The sequence below is a fragment of the Zoogloea sp. genome (assembly GCF_028693495.1).
Lineage (GTDB): Bacteria > Pseudomonadota > Gammaproteobacteria > Burkholderiales > Rhodocyclaceae > Zoogloea.
In genome coordinates this window covers 1-25,555 of the sequence record NZ_JAQUVG010000045.1, presented here as the reverse complement: position 1 = coordinate 25,555, position 25,555 = coordinate 1, and the positions used below count along the sequence as shown (strand labels likewise).

Annotated in this window: 24 protein-coding genes and 4 tRNA genes; 21 read left to right on the top strand and 7 right to left on the bottom strand. The window is 65.6% G+C overall.

What is annotated here, in order from left to right:
- The first annotated feature begins 128 nt into the window (after positions 1 to 128).
- The 7 genes from PHD22_RS09215 to PHD22_RS09185 all read left to right on the top strand — a co-directional run bounded on the left by PHD22_RS09215 (position 129) and on the right by PHD22_RS09185 (position 6,569).
- Positions 129 to 2,072 carry a U32 family peptidase gene (locus PHD22_RS09215; RefSeq protein WP_299865417.1) on the top strand — a complete coding sequence of 648 codons (1,944 nt, stop codon included), beginning with the start codon at positions 129 to 131 and terminating at the stop codon, positions 2,070 to 2,072.
- Positions 2,073 to 2,159: 87 nt separating this feature from the next.
- Complete coding sequence (locus tag PHD22_RS09210) at positions 2,160 to 2,840, top strand: hypothetical protein (protein ID WP_299865414.1); 681 nt, start codon at positions 2,160 to 2,162, stop codon at positions 2,838 to 2,840.
- A 3-nt stretch (positions 2,841 to 2,843) separates the two neighbouring features.
- Positions 2,844 to 3,074 (top strand): hypothetical protein, encoded by a 231-nt coding sequence (locus tag PHD22_RS09205; protein ID WP_299865411.1) that lies wholly within the window; start codon positions 2,844 to 2,846, stop codon positions 3,072 to 3,074.
- Positions 3,071 to 3,466, top strand: coding sequence for a thioredoxin family protein (locus PHD22_RS09200; protein ID WP_299865408.1), 396 nt, complete (start codon positions 3,071 to 3,073; stop codon positions 3,464 to 3,466). The genes PHD22_RS09205 and PHD22_RS09200 overlap by 4 nt, the downstream gene beginning before the upstream one ends.
- A gap of 17 nt (positions 3,467 to 3,483) precedes the next feature.
- A complete protein-coding gene (locus tag PHD22_RS09195) occupies positions 3,484 to 3,894 on the top strand; it encodes an HIT family protein (protein WP_299865405.1) in 411 nt (136 codons plus the stop codon).
- A 103-nt stretch (positions 3,895 to 3,997) separates the two neighbouring features.
- On the top strand, positions 3,998 to 5,518 hold the full coding sequence (locus tag PHD22_RS09190; protein WP_299865403.1) for a mechanosensitive ion channel family protein: 1,521 nt from the start codon (positions 3,998 to 4,000) through the stop codon (positions 5,516 to 5,518).
- Between the two features lie 34 nt (positions 5,519 to 5,552).
- The gene (locus tag PHD22_RS09185; protein ID WP_299865400.1) at positions 5,553 to 6,569 is read left to right on the top strand and encodes a class I SAM-dependent methyltransferase; all 1,017 of its coding nucleotides are present in this window, start codon (positions 5,553 to 5,555) and stop codon (positions 6,567 to 6,569) included.
- Positions 6,570 to 6,655: 86 nt separating this feature from the next.
- Here the strand turns inward: PHD22_RS09185 and ylqF are convergent, their stop codons facing one another.
- Positions 6,656 to 7,594, bottom strand: a complete 939-nt coding sequence (ylqF, locus tag PHD22_RS09180) for a ribosome biogenesis GTPase YlqF (RefSeq protein ID WP_299865397.1) — start codon at positions 7,592 to 7,594, stop codon at positions 6,656 to 6,658.
- Between the two features lie 82 nt (positions 7,595 to 7,676).
- Between ylqF and PHD22_RS09175 the strand changes: the two genes are divergently transcribed.
- Genes PHD22_RS09175 through PHD22_RS09165 form a run of 3 tightly spaced genes read left to right on the top strand, consistent with a single transcriptional unit; the run spans position 7,677 to position 9,683 of the window.
- Entirely contained in the window at positions 7,677 to 8,240 is a 564-nt protein-coding gene (locus tag PHD22_RS09175) for a DUF1415 domain-containing protein (RefSeq protein ID WP_299865394.1), read from the top strand.
- Positions 8,227 to 9,090 (top strand): SAM-dependent methyltransferase, encoded by an 864-nt coding sequence (locus PHD22_RS09170; RefSeq protein WP_299865391.1) that lies wholly within the window; start codon positions 8,227 to 8,229, stop codon positions 9,088 to 9,090. Before PHD22_RS09175 ends, PHD22_RS09170 begins: the two co-directional genes overlap by 14 nt.
- A complete protein-coding gene (locus tag PHD22_RS09165; protein ID WP_299865389.1) occupies positions 9,084 to 9,683 on the top strand; it encodes a hypothetical protein in 600 nt (199 codons plus the stop codon). Before PHD22_RS09170 ends, PHD22_RS09165 begins: the two co-directional genes overlap by 7 nt.
- On the opposite strand, the gene PHD22_RS09160 is transcribed toward PHD22_RS09165, so the two are convergent.
- From PHD22_RS09160 to PHD22_RS09145, 4 genes are all read right to left on the bottom strand, one after another.
- On the bottom strand, positions 9,680 to 10,147 hold the full coding sequence (locus tag PHD22_RS09160) for a DUF4124 domain-containing protein (protein WP_299865386.1): 468 nt from the start codon (positions 10,145 to 10,147) through the stop codon (positions 9,680 to 9,682). The two genes, PHD22_RS09165 and PHD22_RS09160, sit on opposite strands and share 4 nt — an antisense overlap.
- A gap of 152 nt (positions 10,148 to 10,299) precedes the next feature.
- Positions 10,300 to 10,375 (bottom strand) — tRNA-His (locus PHD22_RS09155).
- A gap of 51 nt (positions 10,376 to 10,426) precedes the next feature.
- Positions 10,427 to 10,503: transfer RNA gene (locus PHD22_RS09150), tRNA-Arg, on the bottom strand.
- 29 nt (positions 10,504 to 10,532) lie between these two features.
- A tRNA-Pro gene (locus tag PHD22_RS09145) sits at positions 10,533 to 10,609 on the bottom strand.
- 342 nt (positions 10,610 to 10,951) lie between these two features.
- Here PHD22_RS09145 and PHD22_RS09140 point away from each other — a divergent pair.
- Genes PHD22_RS09140 through PHD22_RS09130 form a run of 3 tightly spaced genes read left to right on the top strand, consistent with a single transcriptional unit; the run spans position 10,952 to position 15,105 of the window.
- Positions 10,952 to 13,639 (top strand): bifunctional acetate--CoA ligase family protein/GNAT family N-acetyltransferase, encoded by a 2,688-nt coding sequence (locus PHD22_RS09140; RefSeq protein ID WP_299865384.1) that lies wholly within the window; start codon positions 10,952 to 10,954, stop codon positions 13,637 to 13,639.
- Position 13,640: 1 nt separating this feature from the next.
- Positions 13,641 to 14,234 carry a DNA-3-methyladenine glycosylase I gene (locus PHD22_RS09135; protein WP_299865381.1) on the top strand — a complete coding sequence of 198 codons (594 nt, stop codon included), beginning with the start codon at positions 13,641 to 13,643 and terminating at the stop codon, positions 14,232 to 14,234.
- Between the two features lie 22 nt (positions 14,235 to 14,256).
- Positions 14,257 to 15,105 carry a D-hexose-6-phosphate mutarotase gene (locus PHD22_RS09130; RefSeq protein ID WP_299865378.1) on the top strand — a complete coding sequence of 283 codons (849 nt, stop codon included), beginning with the start codon at positions 14,257 to 14,259 and terminating at the stop codon, positions 15,103 to 15,105.
- An 8-nt stretch (positions 15,106 to 15,113) separates the two neighbouring features.
- Here the strand turns inward: PHD22_RS09130 and PHD22_RS09125 are convergent, their stop codons facing one another.
- Complete coding sequence (locus PHD22_RS09125) at positions 15,114 to 17,057, bottom strand: acyltransferase family protein (protein WP_299865375.1); 1,944 nt, start codon at positions 17,055 to 17,057, stop codon at positions 15,114 to 15,116.
- A gap of 142 nt (positions 17,058 to 17,199) precedes the next feature.
- Complete coding sequence (locus PHD22_RS09120) at positions 17,200 to 18,498, bottom strand: hypothetical protein (protein ID WP_299865372.1); 1,299 nt, start codon at positions 18,496 to 18,498, stop codon at positions 17,200 to 17,202.
- A gap of 183 nt (positions 18,499 to 18,681) precedes the next feature.
- On the opposite strand from PHD22_RS09120, the gene PHD22_RS09115 reads away from it, so the two are divergent.
- From PHD22_RS09115 to PHD22_RS09080, 8 genes are all read left to right on the top strand, one after another.
- Positions 18,682 to 21,006 (top strand): Tex family protein, encoded by a 2,325-nt coding sequence (locus PHD22_RS09115; RefSeq protein WP_299865369.1) that lies wholly within the window; start codon positions 18,682 to 18,684, stop codon positions 21,004 to 21,006.
- A 102-nt stretch (positions 21,007 to 21,108) separates the two neighbouring features.
- Entirely contained in the window at positions 21,109 to 21,477 is a 369-nt protein-coding gene (locus PHD22_RS09110; protein WP_299865366.1) for an ArsC family reductase, read from the top strand.
- The gene (locus PHD22_RS09105) at positions 21,474 to 22,343 is read left to right on the top strand and encodes an Hsp33 family molecular chaperone HslO (RefSeq protein WP_299865364.1); all 870 of its coding nucleotides are present in this window, start codon (positions 21,474 to 21,476) and stop codon (positions 22,341 to 22,343) included. Before PHD22_RS09110 ends, PHD22_RS09105 begins: the two co-directional genes overlap by 4 nt.
- Before the next feature lie 94 nt (positions 22,344 to 22,437).
- Positions 22,438 to 23,208 carry a septum site-determining protein MinC gene (minC, locus tag PHD22_RS09100; RefSeq protein ID WP_299865361.1) on the top strand — a complete coding sequence of 257 codons (771 nt, stop codon included), beginning with the start codon at positions 22,438 to 22,440 and terminating at the stop codon, positions 23,206 to 23,208.
- Between the two features lie 27 nt (positions 23,209 to 23,235).
- Positions 23,236 to 24,051, top strand: coding sequence for a septum site-determining protein MinD (minD, locus tag PHD22_RS09095; RefSeq protein ID WP_299865358.1), 816 nt, complete (start codon positions 23,236 to 23,238; stop codon positions 24,049 to 24,051).
- Position 24,052: 1 nt separating this feature from the next.
- Complete coding sequence (minE, locus tag PHD22_RS09090; protein WP_299865355.1) at positions 24,053 to 24,313, top strand: cell division topological specificity factor MinE; 261 nt, start codon at positions 24,053 to 24,055, stop codon at positions 24,311 to 24,313.
- Positions 24,314 to 24,325: 12 nt separating this feature from the next.
- Positions 24,326 to 24,410 (top strand) — tRNA-Leu (locus PHD22_RS09085).
- Between the two features lie 101 nt (positions 24,411 to 24,511).
- Positions 24,512 to 25,555: FIST C-terminal domain-containing protein (locus PHD22_RS09080; protein ID WP_299865352.1), on the top strand; the 1,044-nt coding region annotated here is incomplete at its 3' end.

The following is a 25,555-nucleotide window of genomic DNA, read 5'->3' as shown; positions in this document are numbered from 1 at the left end:
CCGTCAGGGACAAGAGGCCCCGTACACGGGTCGACGCTCCCGGCGGGCCGGGCGATAATGCCGGGTTGAAAAGCTGCCGACCGAGCAGTCCGCGCGCCCAAGGCAGCCCCTGGAGAGTACCCCGCAGGATCCACACCCCCCATTCCCGTCAGCAGCTGGAGCTGCTGGCCCCCGCCAAGAACGCCGACATCGGCATCGAGGCGGTCAACCATGGCGCCGACGCCATCTATATCGGCGGCCCCGCCTTTGGTGCCCGGGCCAATGCCGAAAACACCGTGGCCGACATCGAGCGTCTGGCGCGTCACGCCCACCGCTTCGGAGCCCGGGTCTTCGTGACCTGCAACACCATCCTCCACGACGAGGAGATCGACGGCGCAGTGCAGTTGATCCGCCAACTGCACGAGGCCGGTGCCGACGCGCTGATCGTCCAGGACATGGGCCTGCTCGAACTGGACCTGCCGCCGATCCAGCTCCACGCCAGCACCCAGACCGACATCCGCCACCCCGAGAAGGCCCGCTTCCTGCAGGACGTGGGCTTCTCGCAGATCGTGCTGGCCCGGGAGATGACCCTCACCGAGATCAAGAAGGTGGCCGCGGTCACCGACTGCACCCTGGAGTTCTTCATCCACGGCGCCCTCTGCGTGGCCTTCTCCGGCCAGTGCTACATCAGCCACGCCCACACCGTCCGCAGCGCCAACCGCGGCGCGTGCTCCCAAGCCTGCCGCCTGCCCTACGACCTGACCGACAAGGACGGCAACCTGGTGGCCAGCAACCAGCACCTGCTGTCCATGAAGGACAACAACCAGAGCGCCAACCTCCGCGCCCTGGCCGACGCGGGCATTTCCAGCTTCAAGATCGAAGGCCGCTACAAGGACATGGCCTACGTCAAGAACATCACCGCCCACTACCGGCAGATCCTCGACGGCATCATGGAGGACGCGCCGGAATACAGCCGCACGTCCGCCGGGCGCAGCACCTTCCTGTTCACGCCCCTGGCCGACAAGACCTTCAACCGCGGCGCCACCGACTACTTCGTCAATGGCCGGACCGCCGACATCGGCGCCTTTGACTCCCCCAAGTTCGTGGGCGAGCCCGTGGGCAGCGTGATCCGCCTGGACGGCAAGCAGCGCAAGCACTTCGACACCACCAGCGCCGTCGAACTGCACAACGGCGACGGCCTCAGCTTTTACGATCGCAAGGGCGAGCTCGTCGGGCTGCGGGTGAACCGGGCCGAGAAGATCGGCGAGGACTTCCGTATCCACACGGCCGATACCGTGCCGGCCGAGCTCTTCCCTGGCACGGGCCTGTTCCGCAACCGGGACCACGAGTTCGAGAGGATGCTCGAAAAGAAATCCGCCGAGCGGCGCATCGACGCGGACCTCCTGTTCCACGAGACCCCCGACGGCTTCCGGCTGACCCTCACCGACGAGACCGGCATCTCCGCCTCTGCCGAGCTCGCACACGCCCGGGAGGCCGCCAAGGACGCAGAGCGGGCCCTCGGCGGCCTGCGCGACAACCTGGCCAAGCTCGGCACCACAATCTTCCAGGCCCGCAAGGTCGAGCTGGACCTCAGCCAGGCCTGGTTCCTGCCCGCCGGCGCCATCAACGCCCTGCGCCGGGAGGCCGCCGAACGCCTGGAGGCCGCCCGCCTGGCCGCCCTGCCGCCGCTGCTGCCTCGGGCGGCGGTCGAGCCACCCGTGCCCTACCCCCAGACCGAACTGTCCTACCTGGCCAACGTGCTCAACCAGAAGGCCCGGGACTTCTATCACCGCCACGGCGTCGAGCTGATCGAGGCAGCCTACGAGGCCAACGAGCACCTGGACGACGCCTCCCTGATGATCACCAAGCACTGTCTGCGCTACAGCTTCAATCTGTGCCCGAAGGAGGTGAAGGGCATCAAGCCGGACCCCATGACCCTCATCAACGGCAAGGAAACCCTCACCCTGCGCTTCGACTGCAAGCGCTGCGAGATGCACGTGGTGGGGCGCATCCGCCCGTCGGTGCTGGACCTGCCCGCCCAGCCAGTGACCTTCCACGCCCAGGTTCCCGACCGCTTCCACGCCCCCCACTGACCTCTCCATGAGCATGCCCACCACGCTTCCCGCTTCGCAGCTCGCAGCCCCCCAGAGGGGCGCTTCTCATCCCGGGACGGCCCGGCAATGAAAAAAACCCTCGCCATCGTGCTGCTCGGGCTGGCCGCGTTGCTGGGTCCGGTTGTCTGGCAGTTCATCCACTTCGACCCCCAGGCAGTGCCCACGTCCGGCCTGCCCTGGCAGATCGAGCGCCTGCCCGACGGAGAATCCCGGGTGTTCGGGCTGACCCTGGGGCGGAGCACCCTGGCCGATGCCCGGGCACGCTTCGGTGACGAGATGCAACTGGCGGTGGTGGCCGAACCCAATGAGACGGGCAACGTGGAGGGCTATTACGAAACCCTCACCGCCGGCTTCGTGGCCGGCAAGATGATCCTCACCGCCGAGCTCTCCCATGACGTGATCGAGGGCATGCGCGAGCGCGCGCCCAAGACCGAGTACATGCAGAGCACCACCCGCAAGGCCACCCTGGCCGAAGCGGACCGGGCCCGCGCCCTGGCCGCGCCCCTGCGCGGCATCGCCTTCATTCCCAGCGCCCAGCTCGACGAAGCCGTAGTCCTTGAGCGCTTCGGCCCGCCGGCGGAGCGGATCCGTGTCAATGACCACCTGGAGCACCTGCTCTACCCGGCCCTGGGGCTCGACATCGCCCTCGACAGCAAGGGCAAGGAGCTGCTCCAGTATGTGGCGCCTACCCGCTTTGAGGCCCTGCGGGCACCGCTGCGGGCCCAGGCTGCCGCAGCCCGGCCCTGACCCATGGCCAGCCAGTCCGTCGAGCGCCGCCGCTGCCTGAGCTGCCAACGCTGGGGCGGCGAGCGCCGGGCAGGCTGTGCCCCTGGCACCGTGGACTACGACGAGAACAACGACCAGGGCCCCTGCCAGGAGGGCCCCTGGCACGGCACTTCCCGCCGCGGCCCCCGCAACGCCTGCGGTCAGTGGGTTCAGTGGCTGGCCCTGGACGCCGGCAAGGACACGCCTGCACCATGAGCCCCCCCTGCCACGACCAGGAATTTTTCATCGCCTGCCTGTGCGCCGCCTGGTGCGGCACCTGCCGGGACTACCGGGCCGGCTTCGACGCCCTGGCCGCCCGCTACCCGGACGCCCGCTTCCTGTGGGTGGACGTGGAGGACGAGGCCGAGCTGGTGGACGACTACGACGTGGAGAACTTCCCCACCCTGCTCATCCAGCGCCACGACAGCGTGCTGTTCTTTGGCACCATGCTGCCCCACCACGACCTGCTCCAGCGCACCCTCGAACGCTTCCGCGCCCAGGCCCCGGAGGAGAGCCGGCACTACGCCTGCTCCGACCCCCTGCGGGCAGGCTGGCAGGACACCCGCAACCTGCGCCGGGCCCTGGCCGGGCGCGACGATCATTCATGAACCACGGAGAAACACACATGGACGACTGCATTTTCTGCCGCATCGTGAAGGGTGAACTGCCCGCATCGAAGATCCACGAGGACGAGCACACCCTGGCCTTCCTGAACATCGTGGCCGCCCACCCGGGCCACGCCCTGGTGATCGTGAAGGAGCACGTGGAGAACCTCTACGGCCTCTCCGACGCCCAGTCCGCCGCTGTGTTCCAGGCCACCACCCGGGTGGCCCGGGCGGTCAAGGCCGCCACCGGCTGCGACGGGGTGACCCTCTTCCAGGCCAACGAGGTGGCAGGTGGCCAGACCGTCTTCCACTTCCACATCCACGTTCTGCCCCGCTTCAAGGAGGACAACCTGCTGCCCTTCTGGAAAGCCAGCGCCCCCGGCCGGGCCGAACTGGACGAGATGGCCGCGCGCCTGCGGGAAGTCCTGTAAACTTTCCGTCACGTTTCTCCGGGGCCGGGGTGCAGCACCCCGGCCCCGCGTCCGTCCACCGTCCAACCCCATTCCCTGCCGTCCACCGCGGGCGCCCATCGCCATGCTGATTCCCTTCCTGAGCCAGGAAGCCCCTTTCGCCATCGCGCTGATGCTGACCGGGGCCGCCCTGATCTTCGGCCCCCTGCGGGCCTGGCGCCGTTCCCTGGTGAACACCGGGGTGTTTTTCATGGCCTGCCTGGCCGGCGACCTGCTGGCCGGGCTGCTGGCAGGCCAGCTGCAACCCCAGGCCCTGCGCTGGCTGCGGGAGATGGCCGTGTTCGGCGAGGGCCTCGCGGTAATCCGCTACCTGGGGCTGGCCCTGTTCAATGTGATCCTGCCGCGCATGAAGGTGGACGTGTCGGGTCTGCTGGCGGACATCCTGGTCATCATCGGCTACATCGCCTGGGCCTTCCTGAGGCTCAACCTGGCCGGGGTCCAGTTTACCCACCTGTTCGCCACCTCCGCGGTGCTCACCGCGGTGCTGGCCATCTCCATGCAGGACACCCTGGGTAACCTGCTGGGGGGGCTGGCCCTGCAGATGGACAACTCCCTGGAGATCGGTGACTGGATCCAGATGGGCGACGTGGCCGGCCGGGTCACCGACATCCAGTGGCGCTACACCGCCATCGTCACCCGCAGCGGCGAGCGGGTGGTGATCCCCAACAGCCACCTCATGAAAAACCGCTACGCCCTGATCTGCAACAAGCGCCAGCCGGCGCCCCTGCAGCGGCGCAGCATCCACTTCCACGTGGACCTGTCGGTGCCCCCGGCGCGGGTGAGCGGCGCCGTGCTGCGGGACATCCGCAGTGCCCGCATCGGCAACATCAGCCTGGATCCGGAGCCCCAGTGCCTGCTCACCGACTTCGGCCCCGGCTACGCCCATTACCAGCTGCGCTACTGGCTGGTGGATCCGGGCCCGGACGAGGCCACCGACTCGGAACTGCGCCACCACATCCTCGCCGCCCTGCAGCGGGAAGGCATCCGCCTGGCCGTGAGCGACCAGACCATCCACCTGGTCCAGGAGGGGGAAGCCCACCGGGAGGAAGTCCGCGCCCGGGAACTCAACCGCCGCCTGCAGGCCATCGGGCAGATCGACCTGTTCTGCCGGCTCTCGGAGGCGGAGCAGCTGGAGCTGGCCAGCCGCCTGCTCCACGCCCCCTTCGCCCGGGGCGATATCGTCACCCGCCAGGGGGACATCGCCCACTGGCTGTACATCATCGTCGAGGGCGAGGCGGAGGCCTGGTGGCAGCCCCCTGACGGCGGCACCCAGCGCCTGCTGGAGAAGCGCGGCCCCGGCAGCGTGTTCGGGGAACTGGGCCTGATGACCGGCGCCCCCCGGCGGGCCACGGTGCTGGCCACCACCGACCTGATCGCCTACCGCCTGGACAAGGCCGGCTTCGAGCACATCATCCGCGCCCGCCCGGAGCTGGCCGAGGGCATGTCCGCCATCCTGGAGGAACGCCTGGAGCACTTCCGCGCTCTGGAGCAGGGCCACGGGGACACCCCCGCCGGCGCGCCAGGCAGCCCGGCCTCCGAAGTGGCGGCCCTGGGCCGCAAGATCCGCGAATTCTTCGGGCTGTAGATCTTCCTACCTGCCCCATTTTCTGAAAGCCCCCATGACCGACACCCTCAGCACCGCCCTCCAGAACGCTCTTGATGCCCGCCAGCACCTGATCAAAGGGCTGCTGGCCGAAGGCACCGACGCCTACCGGGTCTTCCACGGCACCGTGGAAGGCCGCCCCGGTCTCACCGTGGACCGCTACGGCAGCCTGCTCCTGGCCCAGACCTTCCACACCCCCCTGTCCGCCGACGAGGAAACCGAGCTGGAAGCCTTCTATGCCTGCGTGCTGCCCGGGCAGGAACTGATCTACAACGACCGCAGCCACGCCAGCTCCCGCGTCAGCAATCCCCTGCCCCCGGACCGGCAGGCCCGCGCCGAAGCCCTGCGGGAGTTTTCCGAGATGGGCGTGCGCTACCAGGTGCAAGCCCGCCACACGGGCCAGGACCCGTGGCTGTTCCTCGACCTGCGCGCCGCGCGCCGGCGGGTGATGACCGAGGCCCCGGGGAAGTCGCTGCTCAACCTGTTCGCCTACACCTGCGGCGTGGGCATTGCCGCCGCCAGCGCCGGGGCCCGCCACGTGGTGAATGTGGACTTCGCCGAATCCAGCCTCAGCGTGGGCAAGGCCAACGCCCGCCTCAACACCCTGGCAACCCGCCCGCGCTTCATCAAGAGCGACGCCTTTGCCGCCATGCGCCAGCTGTCCGGCCTCGGCCAGCCGAAGATGGTGCGGGGCAAGCGGATGCCGCCGTTCCCCGAGCTGGAGAAGCACCGCTTTGATCTGGTCTTCCTGGATCCCCCCCGCTACGCCAAGAGCGCCTTCGGGGTGGTGGACCTGGTCCACGACTACGCAGCCCTGTTCAAGCCGGCCCTGCTGTGCACGGCCGAGGGCGGGACCCTGATCTGCTGCAACAACGTGGCCCAGGTGGACCGGGATACCTGGGCGGAGCAGCTCATCCGCAGCGCCCGCAAGGCGGGTCGTGAGGTGTTTGACACCGAATGGATCACTCCCGAAGCGGATTTCCCCAGCCCGGACGGCAACCCACCCCTGAAGACGCTGCTGTTGAGGGTATAGAACACCGGTGCTCACCCAGGCAGGACGCCGGATGTCCCGGGACTGGGTAGGGCGGATTTTTCGACCTCACCCAAAACCCTGAAAAATCAGAGCGTCCGTTCAGACTCCGGCTCGTCCGGCATGTCACCGGCCGCCTTGCGGGCAGCCAGTTCAGCCTTGGCGAGGGCATGGGCCTCCATCATGACGGCCCGGCTGGCCGGGGTCTCGAGGCTCACACGGCCCAGGGCCCCGTCCCGGTAGTCCTGGAGCAGGATCAGGGAGGCCTTCTCGATATCCAGCCCGCCGCCCTTGAGGAGACAACCCCGGCGTTTTGCGATGGCTTCCACCAGCGCCGGACCATCCAGGCCGTCCACGGGCGTCTTGTAGCGGGCCGCGACCAGCGCCGGATAGCGGGCCAGGAGCACATCCCCGAGAAAATTGGCCACCGCCTCGTCGATCACCGCGTTCCGGCCGATGGCGTGGCTGGCGGCCAGCATGTAGCCGTCGGAGTCGTACTCGATCTTGGGCCACATCATGCCCGGAGTATCGATGAGGCTGGCGGTGGGCGAGAGGTCCAGCACCTGCTGGCTCTTGGTGACGGCGGGCTCGTCCCCCACTTTGGCCACCTTGCGCTTGAGCAGGGCGTTCATGAGCGTGGACTTGCCCACGTTGGGGATGCCCATGATCATCATCCGCAGGGGCTTGATGCGGTCGCCCCGATGGGGGGCCAGAGGCCGGCACAGGCCCTCCACCCGGGCCACGTCAGAGGGCTTCTTGCACGACAGGGCCACCGCCTTCACACCCTTCTGGGCATTGAAGTGCTCCAGCCACTCGGCCGTGACCTTGGGGTCGGCCAGATCCGCCTTGTTGAGGATCTTCAGGCACGGTCGCTGACGGAAGACCCTGAGCTCCTGGATCATCGGGTTGCAACTGGCTTCAGGGAGGCGCGCGTCGAGCACCTCAATGACCACGTCGATGCGCTCCATGCTTTCCGCCGCCTTCTTGCGGGCGGAAGTCATGTGACCGGGAAACCACTGGATGGACATGGGCGTGCGTTGAATCAATGAAAGCCCATCATTATCCGGGCAAAATGGCATCCCTCGAAGGAAACTCTGCCGGAATCCCCCCATGAACCACGAAGAAGTCATCGCCGCCACCCGCGACTGGATCGAAAAGGCCGTCATCGGTCTCAACCTCTGCCCCTTCGCCAAAGGGGTGTACATCAAGAACCAGGTCCGCGTCGTGGTGAGCCAGGCCCACCATCTGGACGGCTTCCTGGAAGACCTGGACCGGGAGCTGGACCATCTGGCCGAGGTCGATCCCGAAGTCACCGACACCACCCTGCTGGTGCACCCGACCCTCTTCCCCGACTTCCTCGTCTTCAACGATGTGCTGGAGATCGCCGACGAAGCCATCACCGAGCACGAACTCGAAGGCGTGCTGCAGATCGCCAGCTTTCACCCGGACTTCCAGTTCGAGGGCACCGAGCCGGACGACATCACCAACTTCACCAACCGCTCGCCCTTCCCCACCCTGCACCTGATCCGCGAGGCCAGCATCGACAAGGCCGTGGAGGCCTTCCCGGAGGCCGAGACGATCTATGAGCGCAACATGGAAACCCTCCAGAAGCTCGGCCTGGCCGGCTGGCAGGCCCTCGGACTGCACACCCCCAAGCGACATGGCCAGGAATAAGCCCCAGCCCCGGCCCGCCGAGGGCAAGCCCGTGGTCCATCCGGACATCCGCGCGGGCCAGTCCATCGAGTTGCTCAAGGCGCTGCACATCCTGACCCGGGACGGCCAGCTCAACCAGGACAGCCGGCGCAAGCTCAAGCAGGTTTATCACCTCTATCAGTTCATCGAGCCCCTGCTCGGCGAGGTGCTGGACGAGACGGGCACCCTGAGCCTGGCCGACCACGGCGCTGGCAAATCCTACCTGGGCTTCATCCTCTACGACCTGTTCCTCATGGCCCGGGAGGCCGGCACGGTCTATGGCATCGAGACCCGCGCCGAGCTGGTTGCCCGCTCCCGGGAGCTGGCCGGGCGGCTGGGCTTCCCGCGCATGCACTTCCTGGACGTGAGCGTGGAGGAATCCACCCACGCCACCGAGCTGCCCGAGCGCATCGACGTGGTCACCGCGCTGCATGCCTGCAACACCGCCACGGACGATGCCATCCAGTTCGCCTTTGCCAAGCAGGCCCGCTTCGTGGTGCTGGTGCCCTGTTGCCAGGCCGAGGTGGCCACCGCGCTGCGCAAGAACAAGAACGCCAGCTTCGGCAAGACCCCCTTGTCGGAAATCTGGCGCCACCCCCTCCATACCCGGGAATTCGGCAGCCAGCTCACCAATGCCCTGCGCTGCCTGCAACTGGAGGCCCACGGTTACCAGGTCACCGTGACTGAGCTGGTAGGCTGGGAACACTCCATGAAGAACGAGCTGATCATCGCCCGCCATACCGGTCAACCCCGCAAGAACGCCCGGGCGCGGATCGAAGCAATCCTGGAGGAGCTTAACCTGACCGAACTGGGGAGCCGCTTCGCGTGCTGACCACGGCTCTGGCAGCCCTGGGGGCCGGCCTGCTGATCGTCCCGCGCCTGCCCCGGCTGCGGTCACGCTACGACCAGGCCGCCCTCTGCCCGATTACCGGAAAACCTGCCCTCCACCCCGGGGACGAGCGGGTGAAGGTGCGCCTGGGTGCCTGGGCCTTCGACGGCGCCGGCTCGGGGGCAACGCTGCTCCCCTGGTCCCGGCCCCGGGTCCCCACCCCCTTCAGTCGTCTCGACATTCCCCCGGAAGAGCAGAATTCAGCCCACCAGTTCGGCTACCGCCTGGCCGGCTATCATCAGCTGGATGAACGCAGCCGGCTCGGCGGCCTCCTGTACCGGATCGGCGTGCAGGTGCGCCCCCTGGCCTGGTGCCTGCCACGCAGCAAGCACACGCCCTGGGACGACGCCTGGTTTGACGAAGTTCGCCCAAGCCAGTGGACGGCCCTGGAAAGCTGGCAGCCCCGCAGACCCACCCTGATCGTTCTGACCGGGCTCGCCAGTGCTCAGGCGGCACGGATGGAAACACAACTCCGGAACACCAGCCGCAGAAGCGAATATCCAATCCGGTTGCTGGTCGTAGCACCACACCCCTAACGGGGTGGATAGGGTGCCTGGAGTACCGGGCGCTCCCGCCGTTCCGGCAAGGGCAGAGGCTGCGTGCGCGGGGGCGGCAACCAGGGGCGGGACATCCCATGGAGCGGTCGGACCACGCTGCGGTAGTCGGCTTCCGCCAGACGCGCGGCCTGACGGGCTGCCCGCTCTTCCGCCTGACGCTCCTGCGCCTGCTGACGCCGCCGGGCCGCCATCTCGGCCTCCTGGCGTGCCGTGAAGGCCTTCGCTTCGGCCACCAGGCGTTCAGCCCGGAGCTGAGCGGCAGCCACTTCAGCCGGATCAGGCGGCGGCGGGAGCACCAGCCTGCGCGCCACCCGCCCTTCGCTGCAGGGTTCATCCGTATAGGTCACCCGGCCCGCTCCATCCACACATTTGTTCACGGCATGAACCGCCGGCCCGAAGCCCAGCAGCATCACCCCGAGCACGACGCACCTTCCCACCCCCATGGTCACCTCCCCGTCACACGCCGTGAAATGATAGCCAAAGCAGCCTGAACATGAGTCACCCGGGACCGCTTGACCAAGGGAGTGTGAGCGACGAAAAACAGAACGACAAAAAGCACAAAGCCCTGATAATCAGGGCTTTGTGCTTGAATCTTTGGGGCGACATACCGGGTTCGAACCGGTGACCACTGGAATCACAATCCAGTGCTCTACCAACTGAGCTAATGCCGCCACTTAGAGTCGATAATTATACAAACTTATTACCGACTTGCAAACTTTTTTTGGCCTGCCCGACAGGAATCGAACCTGTAACCCCCGGCTTAGAAGGCCGGTGCTCTATCCAGTTGAGCTACGGGCAGATTGCCGCGGGCATCGGGGGGTCAAGCCTTGGTCGGGGTGGAGGGATTCGAACCCCCGACATCTTGCTCCCAAAGCAAGCGCGCTACCGGACTGCGCTACACCCCGAGAGGCGCGAATACTACACAGTGCGGTTGTGGACGTCAAACACTCTGACCGAAAAATTTGTTCTCTGGGATTCCGCCCCCTCTGGAGATGGAGTGCCGATCCAGGCGAGGGGCCACCCGCAGGGCGTACCAGACCCAGATCGTTGCACATGCACAACACGACACACCCGAAAAGCCTTGATCTATGTCACCACCACCTTGGTGCACTGCACTATATTGATGATTTTTCCAATCCAGCAGCGATGCCTGCACGATAAAATCCAGAACAGGCTCAAAAAGACCCGTCACTGATCCGCGGCGGCAGCACAATAGCCGCACCCAAGCACTCCACCGAGTACTCATCATGAACGAACAGCATTACCTGACCCCCCTCTTCGAGCCTCGCTCCGTGGCCATCATCGGCGCCAGCGAGCGGGAAATGGCCTTGGGCAACATTCTGATCCGCAACATGCTGGAGGCGGGATTCAAGGGCAAGCTGTTCGCCGTCAATCCCAAGTACGAAACGGTACTCGGCGTCCCCTGTTACAAAAGCGTCGAGGACATTCCCCAACGTCTTGACCTGGCAGTGATCACCACCAAGGCGGATCGGGTCCCTGCCATCGTCGATGCCTGCGGCCGCGCAGGCAGCAAGTCAGTGGTAGTGCTGCCCTCCGGCTTCTCGGATGCAGGGCCCCGGGGCCGTATGCTCGAGAAGAACACCGTCGAGAATGCGCGTCGCCACCGCATCCGCCTGCTGGGCCCCAACTGTCTGGGGGTGCTGCGGCCCGAACTGGGACTCAACGCCAGCTTTGCCGACGGGGGCGCCATCAAGGGCTCCATCGGCCTGATCTCCCAATCCGGCGCCCTGTGTTCGGCCATTCTCGACTGGGCGCGCCCCAATAATGTGGGCTTTTCATCAGTGGTCTCCCTGGGGACCTCGGTGGACATCGACTTCGGTGAAGTCCTTGAGTACATGGTGTCGGACTCCCGCACCGAGAGCATCTTCCTGTATGTGGAGGGCATCAAGGACGCCCGCCGCTTCGTCAGCGCCCTGCGCGCCGCCGCCCGGGTCAAGCCGGTCCTGCTGATCAAGGTGGGACGCCACCCGGCGGGCTCCCGCGCGGCCCTGGTGCACTCGGGCGCCATGGTGGGCGAGGACGCGGTATTCGACGCGGCCCTGCGCCGGGCCGGAGTGATCCGTCTCTACAACATGGGCCAGCTGTTTGCCGCGGCCAACGCCCTGTTCTCCCACTTCCGGCCACGGGGCAACCGGCTGGCGGTGATCACCAACGGCGGGGGCCCCGGCGTGATGGCGGCCGACCGCTGTGCCGATCTGCGCATTCCGATGGCCCAGCTCACCGACGCGACCATCGCCAAGCTCAACGAGATCCTTCCTGCCAACTGGTCCCACTGCAACCCCATCGACATCATCGGGGATGCGGATCCGGAGCGTTACGCCAGGACCCTGGACATCGTGCTGGCTGACGAAAATGTGGAAGGCGTCCTGACCATCCTCACCCCCCAGGCCATGACCCGCCCCACCGAGGTGGCCGAAAAGGTGATCGAGATCGAACGGAGTGCCGACAAGCCGGTATTCACCTGCTGGATGGGCGAAGAACAGGTCAGGGAAGGCCGCAAGCGCTTCGAGGCGGCCGGCATTCCCACCTTCCGTACCACGGAGCCCGCTGTCGAGCTGTTCGGCCACATCTCCGCCTACTACCGCAACCAGAAGCTGCTGGTGCAGACCCCCAGCTCCCTGTCCTCCGATCTGAACCCGCCTTCGGTGGAGAGCGCCCGGCTGGTCATCGAGACGGCCCTGTCCGAGCGCCGCAAGAACCTCAACGAGATGGAGTCCAAGGCGCTGCTGGCCGCCTTCCGGATCCCCATTGCCCAGACCGTGGTGGCCCGCTCCGCCACCGAGGCGATGGTGTTGGCCGAAGAGCTGGGCCTGCCGGTGGCCATGAAGATCGACTCGCCTTCCATCACCCACAAGGCCGAACTGGGCGGAGTGCGCCTCAACCTGCGGGGGCTGGCAGCCGTGCGCACGGCCTACCAGGAAATCCTGGAGGAGGTAAAGAAGAAGCGCCCGGACGCCATCATCAATGGCGTCGCCATCGAACCCATGATCATCAAGCCCTATGGCCGGGAACTGATGGTTGGCGCCTTCCGGGATCCGGTCTTCGGCCCGGTGATCACCTTTGGCGAGGGTGGTGCCCACGTGGAAATCCAGGGGGACCGGGCCGTCGGCCTCCCCCCCCTCAACAACTTCCTGGTCAAGGACCTGATCAAGTCCACCCGGATTGCCACGCTGCTCGGCGAGTACCGCAACATGCCGCCGATCAACATGGAATCCCTGGAGTTCGTCCTGCTGCGCATCTCCGAGATGGTCTGCGAACTCCCGTGGATCCGCGAGATGGACATCAACCCCCTGATCGTGGATGAGAACGGCGCTGTGGCCGTGGATGCACGGATCGTCGTGGACAACATCGCCCCAACGGCAGACCGCTACGACCACATGGCGATCCATCCTTACCCATCCCACCTGATCACCAAGATCTCGATGCCCGAGGGCGAGATCACGGTACGACCGATCAAGCCTGAAGATGCCGACCTGGAAGTGGAGTTCGTACGCAAGCTGTCTCCGGAAACCAAGTATCTGCGCTTCATGAACACCATGCGTGAGCTGCCGCCCGCCATGGTGGCCCGCCTCACCCAGATCGACTACGACCGGGAAATGGCCTTCGTGGCCACCATTGAAGAAAACGAGCAGGAAGTGGAAATCGGGGTAGCCCGTTATGCGGTCAACCCCGATGGGGAAACCTGTGAATTCGCCATCGTGGTAGCCGAGGACTGGCAGCACCGTGGCCTGGCCCGCCGCCTGATGGGCGTGCTCATCGAAACCGCCCGCAACCGGGGCCTGCACGCCATGACCGGAATCTTCCTGTCCAACAACGATCGCATGCTCAAGTTCGTCCAGAGCCTGGGCTTCGTCCTGACCAACGATCCGGAAGACAACACCGTCAAGCACGGCGCCCTGATGCTTCAGGGGTGAGATGGCAATTGCACCGTACCGCTGTCCCTGGTGCGGGAGCGACCCCCTGTACCAGGCCTATCACGACCAGGAATGGGGGGTTCCCCTGCACGACGACCGGGCGCTCTTCGAGCTGCTGACCCTCGAAGGAGCCCAGGCCGGCTTGGCGTGGATCACGATCCTGCGCAAGCGGGAGGGCTACCGGCAGGCCTTTGCCCACTTCGACCCCCGCACGGTGGCCGGCTTCGGGGAGACCGAGCAGCTCACCCTGCTGGCCAACCCCGCCATCGTGCGCAACCGGCTGAAGATCGCCTCCACCCTCAGCAACGCCCGGGCCTTCCTCGCCGTACAAGAAGAGTTTGGCAGCTTCGATCGCTGGCTATGGCAGTTCGTGGACGGCCGTCCGATCCAGAACCAATTCCGGAGCCTCGCGGAGATGCCAGCCCGGACCCCGTTGTCCGACCAACTCTCCAAGGCCTTACAGAAGCGGGGCTTCCGCTTCGTCGGCTCCACGATCTGCTACGCCTTCATGCAATCGGCCGGCCTGGTAAACGATCATCTGACGGACTGCCCCCGCCATGGGGAAGTCGCCGGGTTATCATCCGGCCCCCGGTAATTTCCTCGTCTTCACTGACATCATGACCGACCAGATTGAAATGGCCGAACTGCACGGCCAACCCGTCCTCAAGCTGCAAACTCCCGATGGCGCCGTTGCCCTGATCAGTCTGTTCGGCGCCCAGCTGCTGTCGTGGACCCCTGCAGGCGGAGAGGATCGCCTCTACCTGAGTCCGCAGGCGGTCTTCGATGGCCAGACAGCCATCCGCGGCGGCGTCCCCGTGTGCTTTCCCCAGTTTGCCAGCGAAGGCCCGCTCCCGAAGCACGGCTTCGCCCGCAACCAGCCCTGGGAAGCAGTCAACACCCGGGCCGGCAAGGACTACGCTGTCGCCACCCTGCGCCTGACCGATACGCCGGCAAGCCAGGCCCTGTGGCCCCACCCCTTTGCGGCCGAACTAAGCATAGGCATCGGTGGCGGGCGCCTGGACATGGAGCTGGAAGTGGCCAACACGGGGCCGTCCTCCTTCGCCTTCACCGCCGCGCTGCACACCTACCTCAAGGTCCGCGAGGTAGAAGCCCTGCGGATCGAAGGCCTGCGGGGCCTGGACTACCGGGACGCCACCCGCAGCGATGCCGTCCACAAGGACACCGGGGTCAGCCTGGAAATTGATGACGAGGTGGACCGGGTCTATTACGGCGCCCCCAAGGGCCTGCTGGTGCGCGAAGACCATCGGGCACTGGGCATCCACCAGGAGAACTTCCCCGACCTGGTGGTCTGGAACCCCTGGGAGCAGAAGTGCGCCCAACTCCCCGACATGCCCACCGACGGCTTCCGCAGGATGCTGTGCATCGAAGCTGCTGCGGTGCGTCAGCCCATCGAGCTGGCCCCTGGTGCCGACTGGTGGGGGCGCCAGACCCTGGTCGCCCTCTAGCCCCAGCGTCAGGGCTGGCGTGCCAGCGCACGCTCCAGCCCCAGCTTGCGGGCCAGCAGCACCGAGCCCTCGTGGGTCAGATGGCCTGAATCCACATACAGAAAAGTACCCTCCAGCTGGCTGACACAATGCTCCCCATCACAGAGCAGGGGTTCGAGGGACACGATGCTGAGCCCCTCCTCCCCCTCCAGACGCCGGATCAGGTCCAGGGTACGGGCGTGGAACGCATGAAACTCCGCCAATGGAATGCGGCAATCACTCAAGGGCGCCCCCAGGACCAGCTTGCCCTGGACCTTGCGTTCGGTGCACGCCCCAATGTTGAATCCGGCAGAGGGCGGAGGCGCGATCAGAACAACCTGCCGGCCCAGCGCCCGCAAGCGGCGCACCGTAGAGCGAAGCGCCTCGGCGGCCACCTCGACGCTGGCCTCCCGCTCCACCAGCTGGCCATCGACCCGGCCCAGGGTACGCCAGTGGTTCCGGCGATCGTCGCCACGCAGGTACTGATGAAAAGGACTGGACAACACCACAACCCGGATGCCTGGAGTCTGGACCAGATACTCCATCACTGACCGGTTGAAGTCCATGCAGGCCTCGGCCCAGGGCCGCAGATAGAAGACATCCGATAGCGGGGCCAGATCCAGGATCGGACCGCAATTCCCCCGGGTCGCCTGAACGATGCCGCCATCGGCCGTAGCCGCCAGGCCAGGCACCCAATGCATCGCAAAGGAATCCCCCCACACCATGACCTCGGGGTGTTCCGCATTCCGACAAGCAGGCAGAGGCCTGAAGGGTGTTTCGAAAGCGCACTCCTGGGCAAAACCGTCGTTGGCCCGGCGGATCTGGGTGAAGTCCGGCCCCCCCTCTCCTGCACCAGCGGCCAGCACAACCGGCACCGCCAGCACGGCACAGGAGGCCGACACGGTACCCAGGGCGAATCGCCGGGAAGGCTGCAGGATCAGCCGCCGGGTGGGCATCTCCACAAAACGGGACAGGAGCACGCCCAGCACGATACCGAGCGCCAGAGTGCCCAGATTCTGGAGGAGGCTTACCTCCCCCACCACCGCATTCTTGAGAAAAGCAAACAAGGGCCAGTGGGCCAGGTAAAGGGAGTAGGAAGCATCCCCCACCCGAGCGAGTGCCCGGGATGCTCCGAGCGTCGTCAGCAGGGGGTGCTGGCGCAGGATCACCATCAGGGTGGCGACACAGACCAGCAGCGCATCCACCCCCGGATGGGGCAAGCCGGTGGGAAAGATCGGCACCAGGATCAGGCCCCCCAGGGCAGGCCAGAACGCCAGGCGCCACATGGCAGCCCAACGAGCAACCCAGACCGGCGCCAAAGCTGCCAGAGAGCCAAGGCCCAGCTCCCAGGCTCGGGTGGGGAGAAGGTAGAACGTAGCCACCGGCTTGATCGGGAGGAGAGCCAGGCAGAGCGCCAGGCTCCCCAGCATCAGGAGCACCCCGCCGGCCAGCCACCAGCGCCGGGGCAGCCAGACCAGGAACGCGGGCAGCAACAGGTAATACTGCTCTTCAATCGCCAGGGACCACACATGCAGGAGGGGCTTGAGTTCCGCTGCCCCGGCAAAATAGCCTGCCTGAAGGAACAGGACCACATTCGCCGAGAAAGTCACGGCACCGAAAACCTGCCGTGTGAAATCCTGCAGCTCCTGGGCATTGAGGATCAGCGGCGCGGCCAGGGCGGTCAGCAGGAAGGTGACATAGGCCGCCGGCAGCAGACGCTTGGCACGGCGGAAATAAAACTCGGAAAACCGGAAGGTGCCGTCCTCCACCGCCCGCCGGACCATGCTGGTGATCAGGAAGCCGGACACCACGAAAAAGATGTCCACCCCCAGGAAGCCGGCCGCGAAGGGCGCGATGTCCGCGTGGTAGAGCAGGACCAGGGACACGGCCAGCCCCCGCAACGCCTGGATGTCTGTTCTGAACCCCTGGATCATGCAAGATGACTTTATGAAGGATGGAGACGGTCTGCTGGCAGGCAAGAAGCTGCCAGACAAAAACGGCGAAGGGAAAACCCTTCGCCGCAAGAATACTACATGGCCATGAAAAGCCCCCAGGGGGGCTTGTCCCGAAAGAGAACTAGTTCCCGCTCCCCCGCACCGCGTCCGCCACGTTGCGGCCATTGACCCGCACCACTGCAATGGTATGGCCCGATCCGTCCACCTCCACAGGCTCGACGATCACCGTCCCCGCATCCAGCGCCCGCTGAAGCCGTTGGGTTGCATGCTCCGACGTCATGCCAGGATCCCGGGCATCCAGCCCCTGAACCCGGATCTTGCGGCCCCCTTGATAGAAGCTGGCCCCGTCCATGGCATAGGCTCTCGCCATCCCCCTGGCTGGACGGCTAGGCTGGGGCGCCTGTGCGGCGGCTGCCGGTACCGCCGGCGCACTCACTGCAGCCGGTGCTGGCGCCACCGCCGGAGGGGAGGATACAGGGGGTGCGGACGGAGCTACGGGCACGGGCGCCCGTGCTGCCTCCACCACCCGGGGCGCCGAAATCGCAGCCGCCGCAGCCGCTGCGGCCTCCGGCCCGGACAGCTCGGTTACGGGAGCGAAATTTCTTACGACCGGCCTGGGCGCTTCTGCAACCTGGCGGGCAGCCGCGCCGCCCGGGGGCTCGGCCAGGCCCGCTGCCGGCCGGGACACTGGGGGAGGCGATGGCAGGGTGATGGTCTGGCGAGTCTGCTGGGCAGGCTGCACAACAGGCAGGGCCGGACTGGAGGCCCGTGCCCTGAGCTGCCGCAGTGCTTCATCCCTGGGCAGCGGGGCACCAGAAGGCACAAAGGCCTCTCTGCCAATTCCCCCACCGCTGCGGTTCGCTGGTGGCGTCACAGGCTGCACCGCCATGGCCCTGTCGGCAGGACGGTTGCGCAGCTCGACGGGTCTGGAGCCACGGGGATCACGGCCTTGCGCGGCACGGGGTTGCTCCTCAACCACCAGCTTACGACCACGACGATCCCGACTTACGCGCGATGGCTTCCCGGACTCGACCACGACGGCATCCGTGCGGCCCTCCTTGCCGGCACGGGCACGGACAGCACGGCGGCCTTCCTGGGCCTGCACGGTTTTGGCACCCCGGCGCACCTCACGGGAGACCTGTTTGCCGGAGGCCGTGGCCCTGGCAGCGTTCTCCCCCCGTCCTGGCCGGTTCCTGGCATCCCTGGGGGCTGCCGCCGCCTTGACTGCAGCCTTGGTTGATCTGACGCCCTTGTCCTTCTGGGCGGGCTTCTGAGTGACCGCCTTGGCGGCCGGCTTGGCCGCCTGGGCAGCCTTGCGGGCGGGTGCGGGGTGGGACGGCTGAGGGGCTGCGGAGACATCTGCTCCAATCAGCATCAGGCCGAAAGCCACCGTCGCCAGCGCGGCGAATACGGAATTCATGGGATAGGCTCTCCTGCTGCGCCGGACGGCCTGAAAAGGTACGCCACGGCTGGATGTGCGCGAACTGAAGCATGTTCGCAACACGGACAATCGGATGATTTTACCGGAAAAGGACGCCGGGTCGGACTTGCAGCAGGCGCCGGGTTTCTGCACCATGCGCCCTTTTTGACAACCCGTCCCTCCATGCTTCTGCCGATCGAACAACGCATTGCCAACGAATTAGGTGTACCGGCCCGCCAGGTTTCTGCCGCAGTCCAGTTGCTCGACGAAGGCGCAACGGTGCCTTTCGTGGCACGTTACCGCAAGGAAGTGACCGGAGGGCTGGATGATACCCAGCTGCGCACCCTGGAAGAACGCCTGGGTTACCTGCGGGAGCTGGAAGACCGGCGCAAGGCCGTTGTGGCCAGCATCGAGGAACAGGGCAAACTGGAGCCTGGCCTGCGGGAGGCCATCGAGAATGCCGAAACGAAGCAGCGCCTCGAGGACCTCTATCTCCCCTTCAAGCAGAAACGCCGCACCAAGGCCCAGATCGCCCGTGAAGCAGGAATCGAGCCCCTGGCTGACGTCCTCCTGGCCGATCCGGCCCGGGTTCCGGAAATCGAAGCCAGCGCCTACGTCAATGCCGACGCCGGCTTTGCCGACACCAAATCGGTACTCGATGGCGCCCGCCAGATCCTGATGGAACGCTTCGCAGAAGATGCGGCGCTGATCGGCAAGCTGCGAGACTACCTGGTGGAACATGGCGTGGTGGCCTCGACAGTCATTGCCGAAAAGGAGCATGACCCGGCAGCAGCCAAGTTCCGCGACTGGTTCGACTTCCGCGAAGCCCTCGGCACCGTCCCGTCCCACCGGGCCCTGGCCCTGTTCCGGGGACGCAATGAAGGCGTGCTGCGTCTCCAGCTGGCGCTCGACTCCGATCCGACGGACGGCAGCGCCCCCGGGCCGAACCCCTGCGAAGGCCGTATCGCCGGCCACTTCGGCATCAAGGACCAGGGCCGTGCCGCCGACGCCTGGCTGCGGGAAACCGTCCGCTGGGCCTGGAACGTGAAGATTTCCCTGCACCTGGAACTGGAGCAGCTCGGTCAGCTGCGCGAACGGGCCGAGGAAGAAGCCATCCGGGTCTTTGGCCGCAATCTGAAGGATCTGCTCCTGGCCGCCCCTGCTGGACCTCGCGCCACCCTGGGCCTGGACCCGGGGCTGCGCACCGGCGTGAAAGTAGCGGTGGTAGACCAGACCGGCAAGTTGCTGGAGACCGCAACGATCTATCCCCATGAGCCCCGCCGGGACTGGGACGGGAGCCTGCATGCGCTGTCCAGGCTGTGCGAGAAGCACCGCGTCTCCCTGATTGCCATCGGCAACGGCACTGCCAGCCGGGAGACCGACAGGCTCGCCGGTGACCTCATCAAGCTACATCCCGGGCTCGCGATGACCAAGATCGTCGTGTCTGAGGCAGGTGCTTCGGTCTATTCGGCCTCGGCACTGGCTGCCCGGGAGTTCCCCGATCTCGACGTAAGCCTGCGGGGTGCCGTCTCCATCGCCCGTCGCCTGCAGGACCCCCTCGCCGAGCTGGTCAAGATCGACCCCAAATCCATCGGTGTCGGCCAGTACCAGCATGACGTCAACCAGACCCGCCTGGCGCGCGCCCTCGATTCAGTGGTGGAGGACTGCGTGAACGCCGTGGGCGTGGACGTAAATATGGCCTCCGCCGCACTGCTGACCCGCATCTCCGGCCTCAACCCGACCCTGGCCGCCAATATCGTGGCCCACCGGGACGCCCACGGCCCCTTCCCCAGCCGGGCAGCCCTGCTTGACGTGCCCCGCCTGGGCCCCAAGACCTTCGAACAGGCTGCCGGCTTCCTGCGCATCACCAACGGCAGCAACCCGCTGGACGCCTCAGCAGTGCACCCGGAAGCCTATCCGGTGGTCGAACGCATCCTTGCCGACATCAGGAAGAACGCCCGCGACCTCATGGGGGACAGCCGCAGCATCAGCCAGCTGAAGGCCGAGCGCTACACGGACGAACGCTTCGGCCTGCCCACCGTGCAGGACATCCTCAGGGAGCTGGACAAGCCCGGCCGCGACCCGCGGCCCGAGTTCAAGACCGCCAGCTTCAAGGACGGCGTTGAAGAGCTGAAGGATCTGGCCGTCGGCATGGTCCTGGAGGGCGTGGTCACCAACGTCACCAACTTTGGCGCCTTCGTGGACATTGGCGTGCACCAGGACGGTCTGGTGCACGTCTCGGCCCTGTCCGAGCGCTTCGTCAAGGACCCGCACACGGTCGTCAAAGCCGGCCAGGTTGTCAGGGTCAAGGTCCTGGAGGTAGACCTGCCCCGCAAGCGGATCGCCCTCACCATGCGGATGGGCGACCTCCCCCCGGGTAACAGCAAACCTGCCGGTGACCACCGGGATGCTCCCCGCAGCACGCCCCGTACGACAGGTAAACCAAGACAGGAAGCGGCGATGACCGGCTCACTTGCCTCCGCTTTCGCCAAGGCGCTGAAGAAGTAAGATCGAATTCATTCGACCGCCAAACCCTCCTGGAGGGTAAAATCGGTTCATCTCCTTGATTTTTCAGCGACGCCCCCCGGGCGTCGTGCTGTTTTTACGGTCATGACCACCATCTACGGGATCAAGAACTGCGACACCATGAAGAAGGCCTTCGCCTGGCTCGACGAGCACGGCGTGGTTTATACCTTCCACGACTTCAAGAAATCCGGCATCGACTCGGCGCGTCTGCACGCCTGGAGCAAGGCCATCGGCTGGAAAAGCCTGATCAACACCCGGGGCACCACCTGGCGCAAGCTGCCCGTGGAGCGGCAGGCCATCGAAACCCAGAGCGCCGCGGTCCAGCTGATGCAGGAATTCCCGAGCCTGATCCGCCGTCCGCTCGTCGAAACCGACGCTGGCCAGCTGCTGGTGGGCCTGGACACCACCCTATACGCCAGCTTCCTCAGCCCTTCCGCCGGAGCCTCCGCATGAGCACTTCCTGGATTCAACGCTTCCTGCTGGAAGATCTGGACATCCGTGGCGCCCTCGTCCAGCTGGACGACGTCTGGCAGGCTCTGCAGGAGAACCGTGACTATCCGCCCAGCGTGCGGGACCTGCTCGGTGCCATGAGCGCAGTGGCCAGCGTGATCGGCGGCAACCTCAAGCAGGCGGGCCGGCTCACCATCCAGTTGCAGGGCCACGGTCCGGTCAGCCTGCTGGTGGTGGACGTCAACGAGGCCCTAAACCTGCGCGGCTATGCCAAATCGTCTGCCGACGCCCTCGGCAAGTCGGGTATCGAAGCGCTGATCGGGGATGGACAATTACTGCTGAGCCTGGACGTCCCGGGCATGCGTCATCCCTATCAGAGCTACGTGCCCATCGAGGGCAGCACCGTCGCGGCCATCTTCGAGCACTACCTGACCCAATCGGAACAGCAACCGGCCGCCCTCCACACCGCCAGTTCCGCCCGGCGCAGCGCCTGCCTCTTCCTGCAAAAGCTGCCGGACGCGGACAAGAAGGATGGGGACGGCTGGGACCGGATCACCCGCCTGGCCGCCACCGTGCGCCCGGAGGAACTGACGGACCTCCCGGCCGAAGAAATCCTCACCCGACTGTTCCATCAGGAAACCGTCCGCCTGCTGGACCGTCGGGAAGTCACCCACGACTGGCCAATGAACTGGGACAAGGTCCGGGACATGCTGCGCACCCTTGACAAGGCAGAACTGGAAGCACTCCTCGCCGAGCACGGGGAAATCCTGATCCACGACGACCTGTCGAACCACGAATACCGTTTCACGGCAGCGGAGGTGGCCAGCCTGTTCGCCGAGAACCCGCCGGAGAACCGCACCCTGCATTGATCCTGGGGCAAAATACTGGCGCACTTGCTGGAAATCCCCCCGAAAAGTAGACTTCAATGGCTTTGTTTCACGCTTTTTCCCATCCAAGGACTTCATGGCTGACGCGACCCTGCAGGGCAAACTGATCGAGTTCAAAGGCGGCAGCCTCGCGGTGATGACGGCCCACTTGCGGGACACCGAGGCCATGCGCCTGGCCGATGCCCTTCACATGATGCTGGGGGGCATGCCCGATTTCTTCGCGGGCGAAGCGGCGGTGCTGGATTTCAGCCAGCTGGCCACCTTTCCTGACCGGGTGGACTGGACCGCCATCGTCAGTCTCCTGCGCCGCTATCAGGTGCAGCCCATCGCCGTCCGCAACCTGCCCGAGCACCTGCATGAAGGCGCCCGGCGGGCCAACCTGGCGATCCTGGGCAACGAGGGGATGTCGGCCGAACGCCCCGTGGCAGCGCCCCCGCCCGCCCGGGTAGAGGCAGCGGCCGCAGCACCCGCCCCCGAGCCCGTGCCGGCCCTCTCGGCACCCACCCTGATCGTCGAGCGGCCCGTACGCTCCGGTCAGCAGGTGTATTCCAAGGGGGGGGACCTGATCCTGCTGGCCGGCATGAGTCCCGGCTCGGAGGTCATCGCTGACGGCTGCATCCACTGCTACGGCCCCCTGCGTGGCAGGGCCCTGGCGGGCGCCCGGGGCGACCTGACTGCCCGCATCTTCAGCACCAATTTCGGTCCGGAACTGGTTTCCATCGCCGGCGTATACCGTACCTTCGAACGGGGCCTCCCGCCGGCCATTGCCGGCCACTGGGCCCAGGTCCGGCTCGTCAGTTCCGACTCCCAGAACACACTCGAAATCACCCCGCTCGGCAGCGACTGAACGGCATCCATCATTTAAGGGGACATCGTGGCACGCGTCATCGTAGTAACGTCCGGCAAAGGCGGCGTCGGCAAGACCACCACCAGCGCCAGTTTCTCCACCGGCCTCGCCCTTCGCGGCTTCAAGACTGCGGTTATCGACTTCGATGTGGGTCTGCGCAACCTCGACCTGATCATGGGCTGCGAGCGCCGTGTGGTCTATGACCTGGTCAACGTCATCAATGGCGAAGCCAATCTGAACCAGGCCCTGATCAAGGACAAGCACTGCGAAAACCTGTTTGTCCTTCCCGCCTCCCAGACCCGGGACAAGGACGCCCTCAGCGAGGAAGGTGTTGAAAAGGTACTCAAGGAACTCGAACACATGGGCTTCGACTACATCGTCTGCGACTCCCCGGCGGGTATCGAGCGGGGTGCAGTGATGGCCCTGACCTTCGCGGATGAAGCCATCGTCGTTTCGAATCCGGAAGTCTCGTCGGTCCGCGACTCCGACCGCATCCTCGGCATCCTGCAAAGCAAGAGTCGACGTGCGGTGGAAGGGCGGGAAGCAGTCAAAGAGCACCTGCTGATCACCCGCTACGCTCCCAAGCGCGTCGAGGAAGGCGAGATGCTGTCCTACAAGGACGTTCATGAGCTCCTGCGGGTCCCCCTGCTCGGGGTGATTCCCGAATCCGATGACGTCCTCCAGGCCTCCAACCAGGGCTCGCCGGCCATTCACCTGAAAGACAGCGATGTGGCCACGGCGTATCAGGACGTGGTAGCCCGCTTTCTCGACGAGGACCGCCCCCTGCGATTCGTCAATTACGAGAAACCTGGCCTGCTGAAGCGCATCTTCGGAGGCAAGTGAAATGTCCCTCCTGACCTACTTTTTCGGCTCCAAGCCCAAGACTGCTTCGGTGGCCAAAGAGCGCCTTTCCCTGCTGATCGCTCATGAGCGCAGCGCAAACCAGCCCACACCGGACTTCCTGCCCGCGCTGCAAAGGGAGCTTATCGAAGTCATCTCGAAGTACGTGAATGTCAGCGCCGACGACATCCAGGTTCAGCTTGGCAAGCGCGACAACTATGAAATCCTGGAAGTGGACATCACCCTGCCGGATCAGAGCAAGTAAAACTGTCGTCACGCCCGGATGGTGAAATCGGTAAACACAGCGGACTTAAAATCCGCCGCCGTAAGGTTTGCGGGTTCAAGTCCCGCTCCGGGCACCACCTCCCTGTCAAGCTGATGCACCTGTAATATCCGGGGGTCAATCAAGCTCATGGGTCAGGGCTTGACCAGCAACCCACCCCACAAGGAAGCGAGCGTCAGCATGGAATCGGCAAAGTACCTTTCCCCCGCCGACTTCTCCGGACTGAGCGATCTTCTCGACCGCTGGCATGCCATCTACCCCGGAATGGGCGTACTGGCCCTGCTCGCCGAGGCAGACCAGGAGCGTGTTCCACTTCTTCAGCGCACCTGCCGGCAACGGCAGATCCCCCTGGTCGGAGCGATCTTTCCGGCCCTTGTGGAAGGGCCGGAATTTCATGAGCGGGGGCTCTTCCTGCTCCGTTTCAACCGGGCACCCATCTGGGTGCTGCAAGCCGATATCCCCGACACTCCGGATGGCCTGGATGCCGCCATGGACGATCTCGTCCATCAGCTCCGCCCCCATCTCAGCAATCACCTCCCCACCGAAACCACACTCTTCCTGCTCCTCGACGGGATGTTACCCAACATCGCATCTCTCCTGGACGCCTTGTACCTGAGACTGGCCAACCGGGTCAGTTACATGGGCGCAAATGCAGGGAGCAAGCGTTTCCAGCCCATGCCCTGCCTGTTCGATGACCAGCGGCAGGTCGACAAAGGGCTCCTGGCCCTGCTGCTGACACCCCACCACGGCGCAATTCTCGAACATGGCTATCAGGCTCCCGAGGGGATGATCACGGCCACCTCCACGCAGGGGAACCGGATCCTCCAGATCGACTGGCAACCCGCCTTTGAGGTCTATCGGGAGAGGGTCCGGACACGGGTGGGGATGGACATCAACCAGGACAATTTCTACCAGTACTCAGTGCACTTTCCCTTTGGCATCGTGAGGGCCAACGGCATCACCCTGGTGCGCATACCGGTCGCCCTGGAAGAAGACGGATCCCTGTTCTGCATCGGCGAAGTGCCCGCCAACTCCGTTCTGGTCCTGCTGGACGCCCCTGCAGTCAACAGCCGTTATACCCAGGACAAGGTTCTGGGGGGCCTGGAGGCAGTCCATGGCCCATTACGGGGAGCAGACATGCTGCTCTTCTACTGTGCAGGCCGTCACCTTCACCTGGGCGAAGCGGCCCGTGCCGAGTTGCACCAGTTGTGCGAGCGCAGCGCT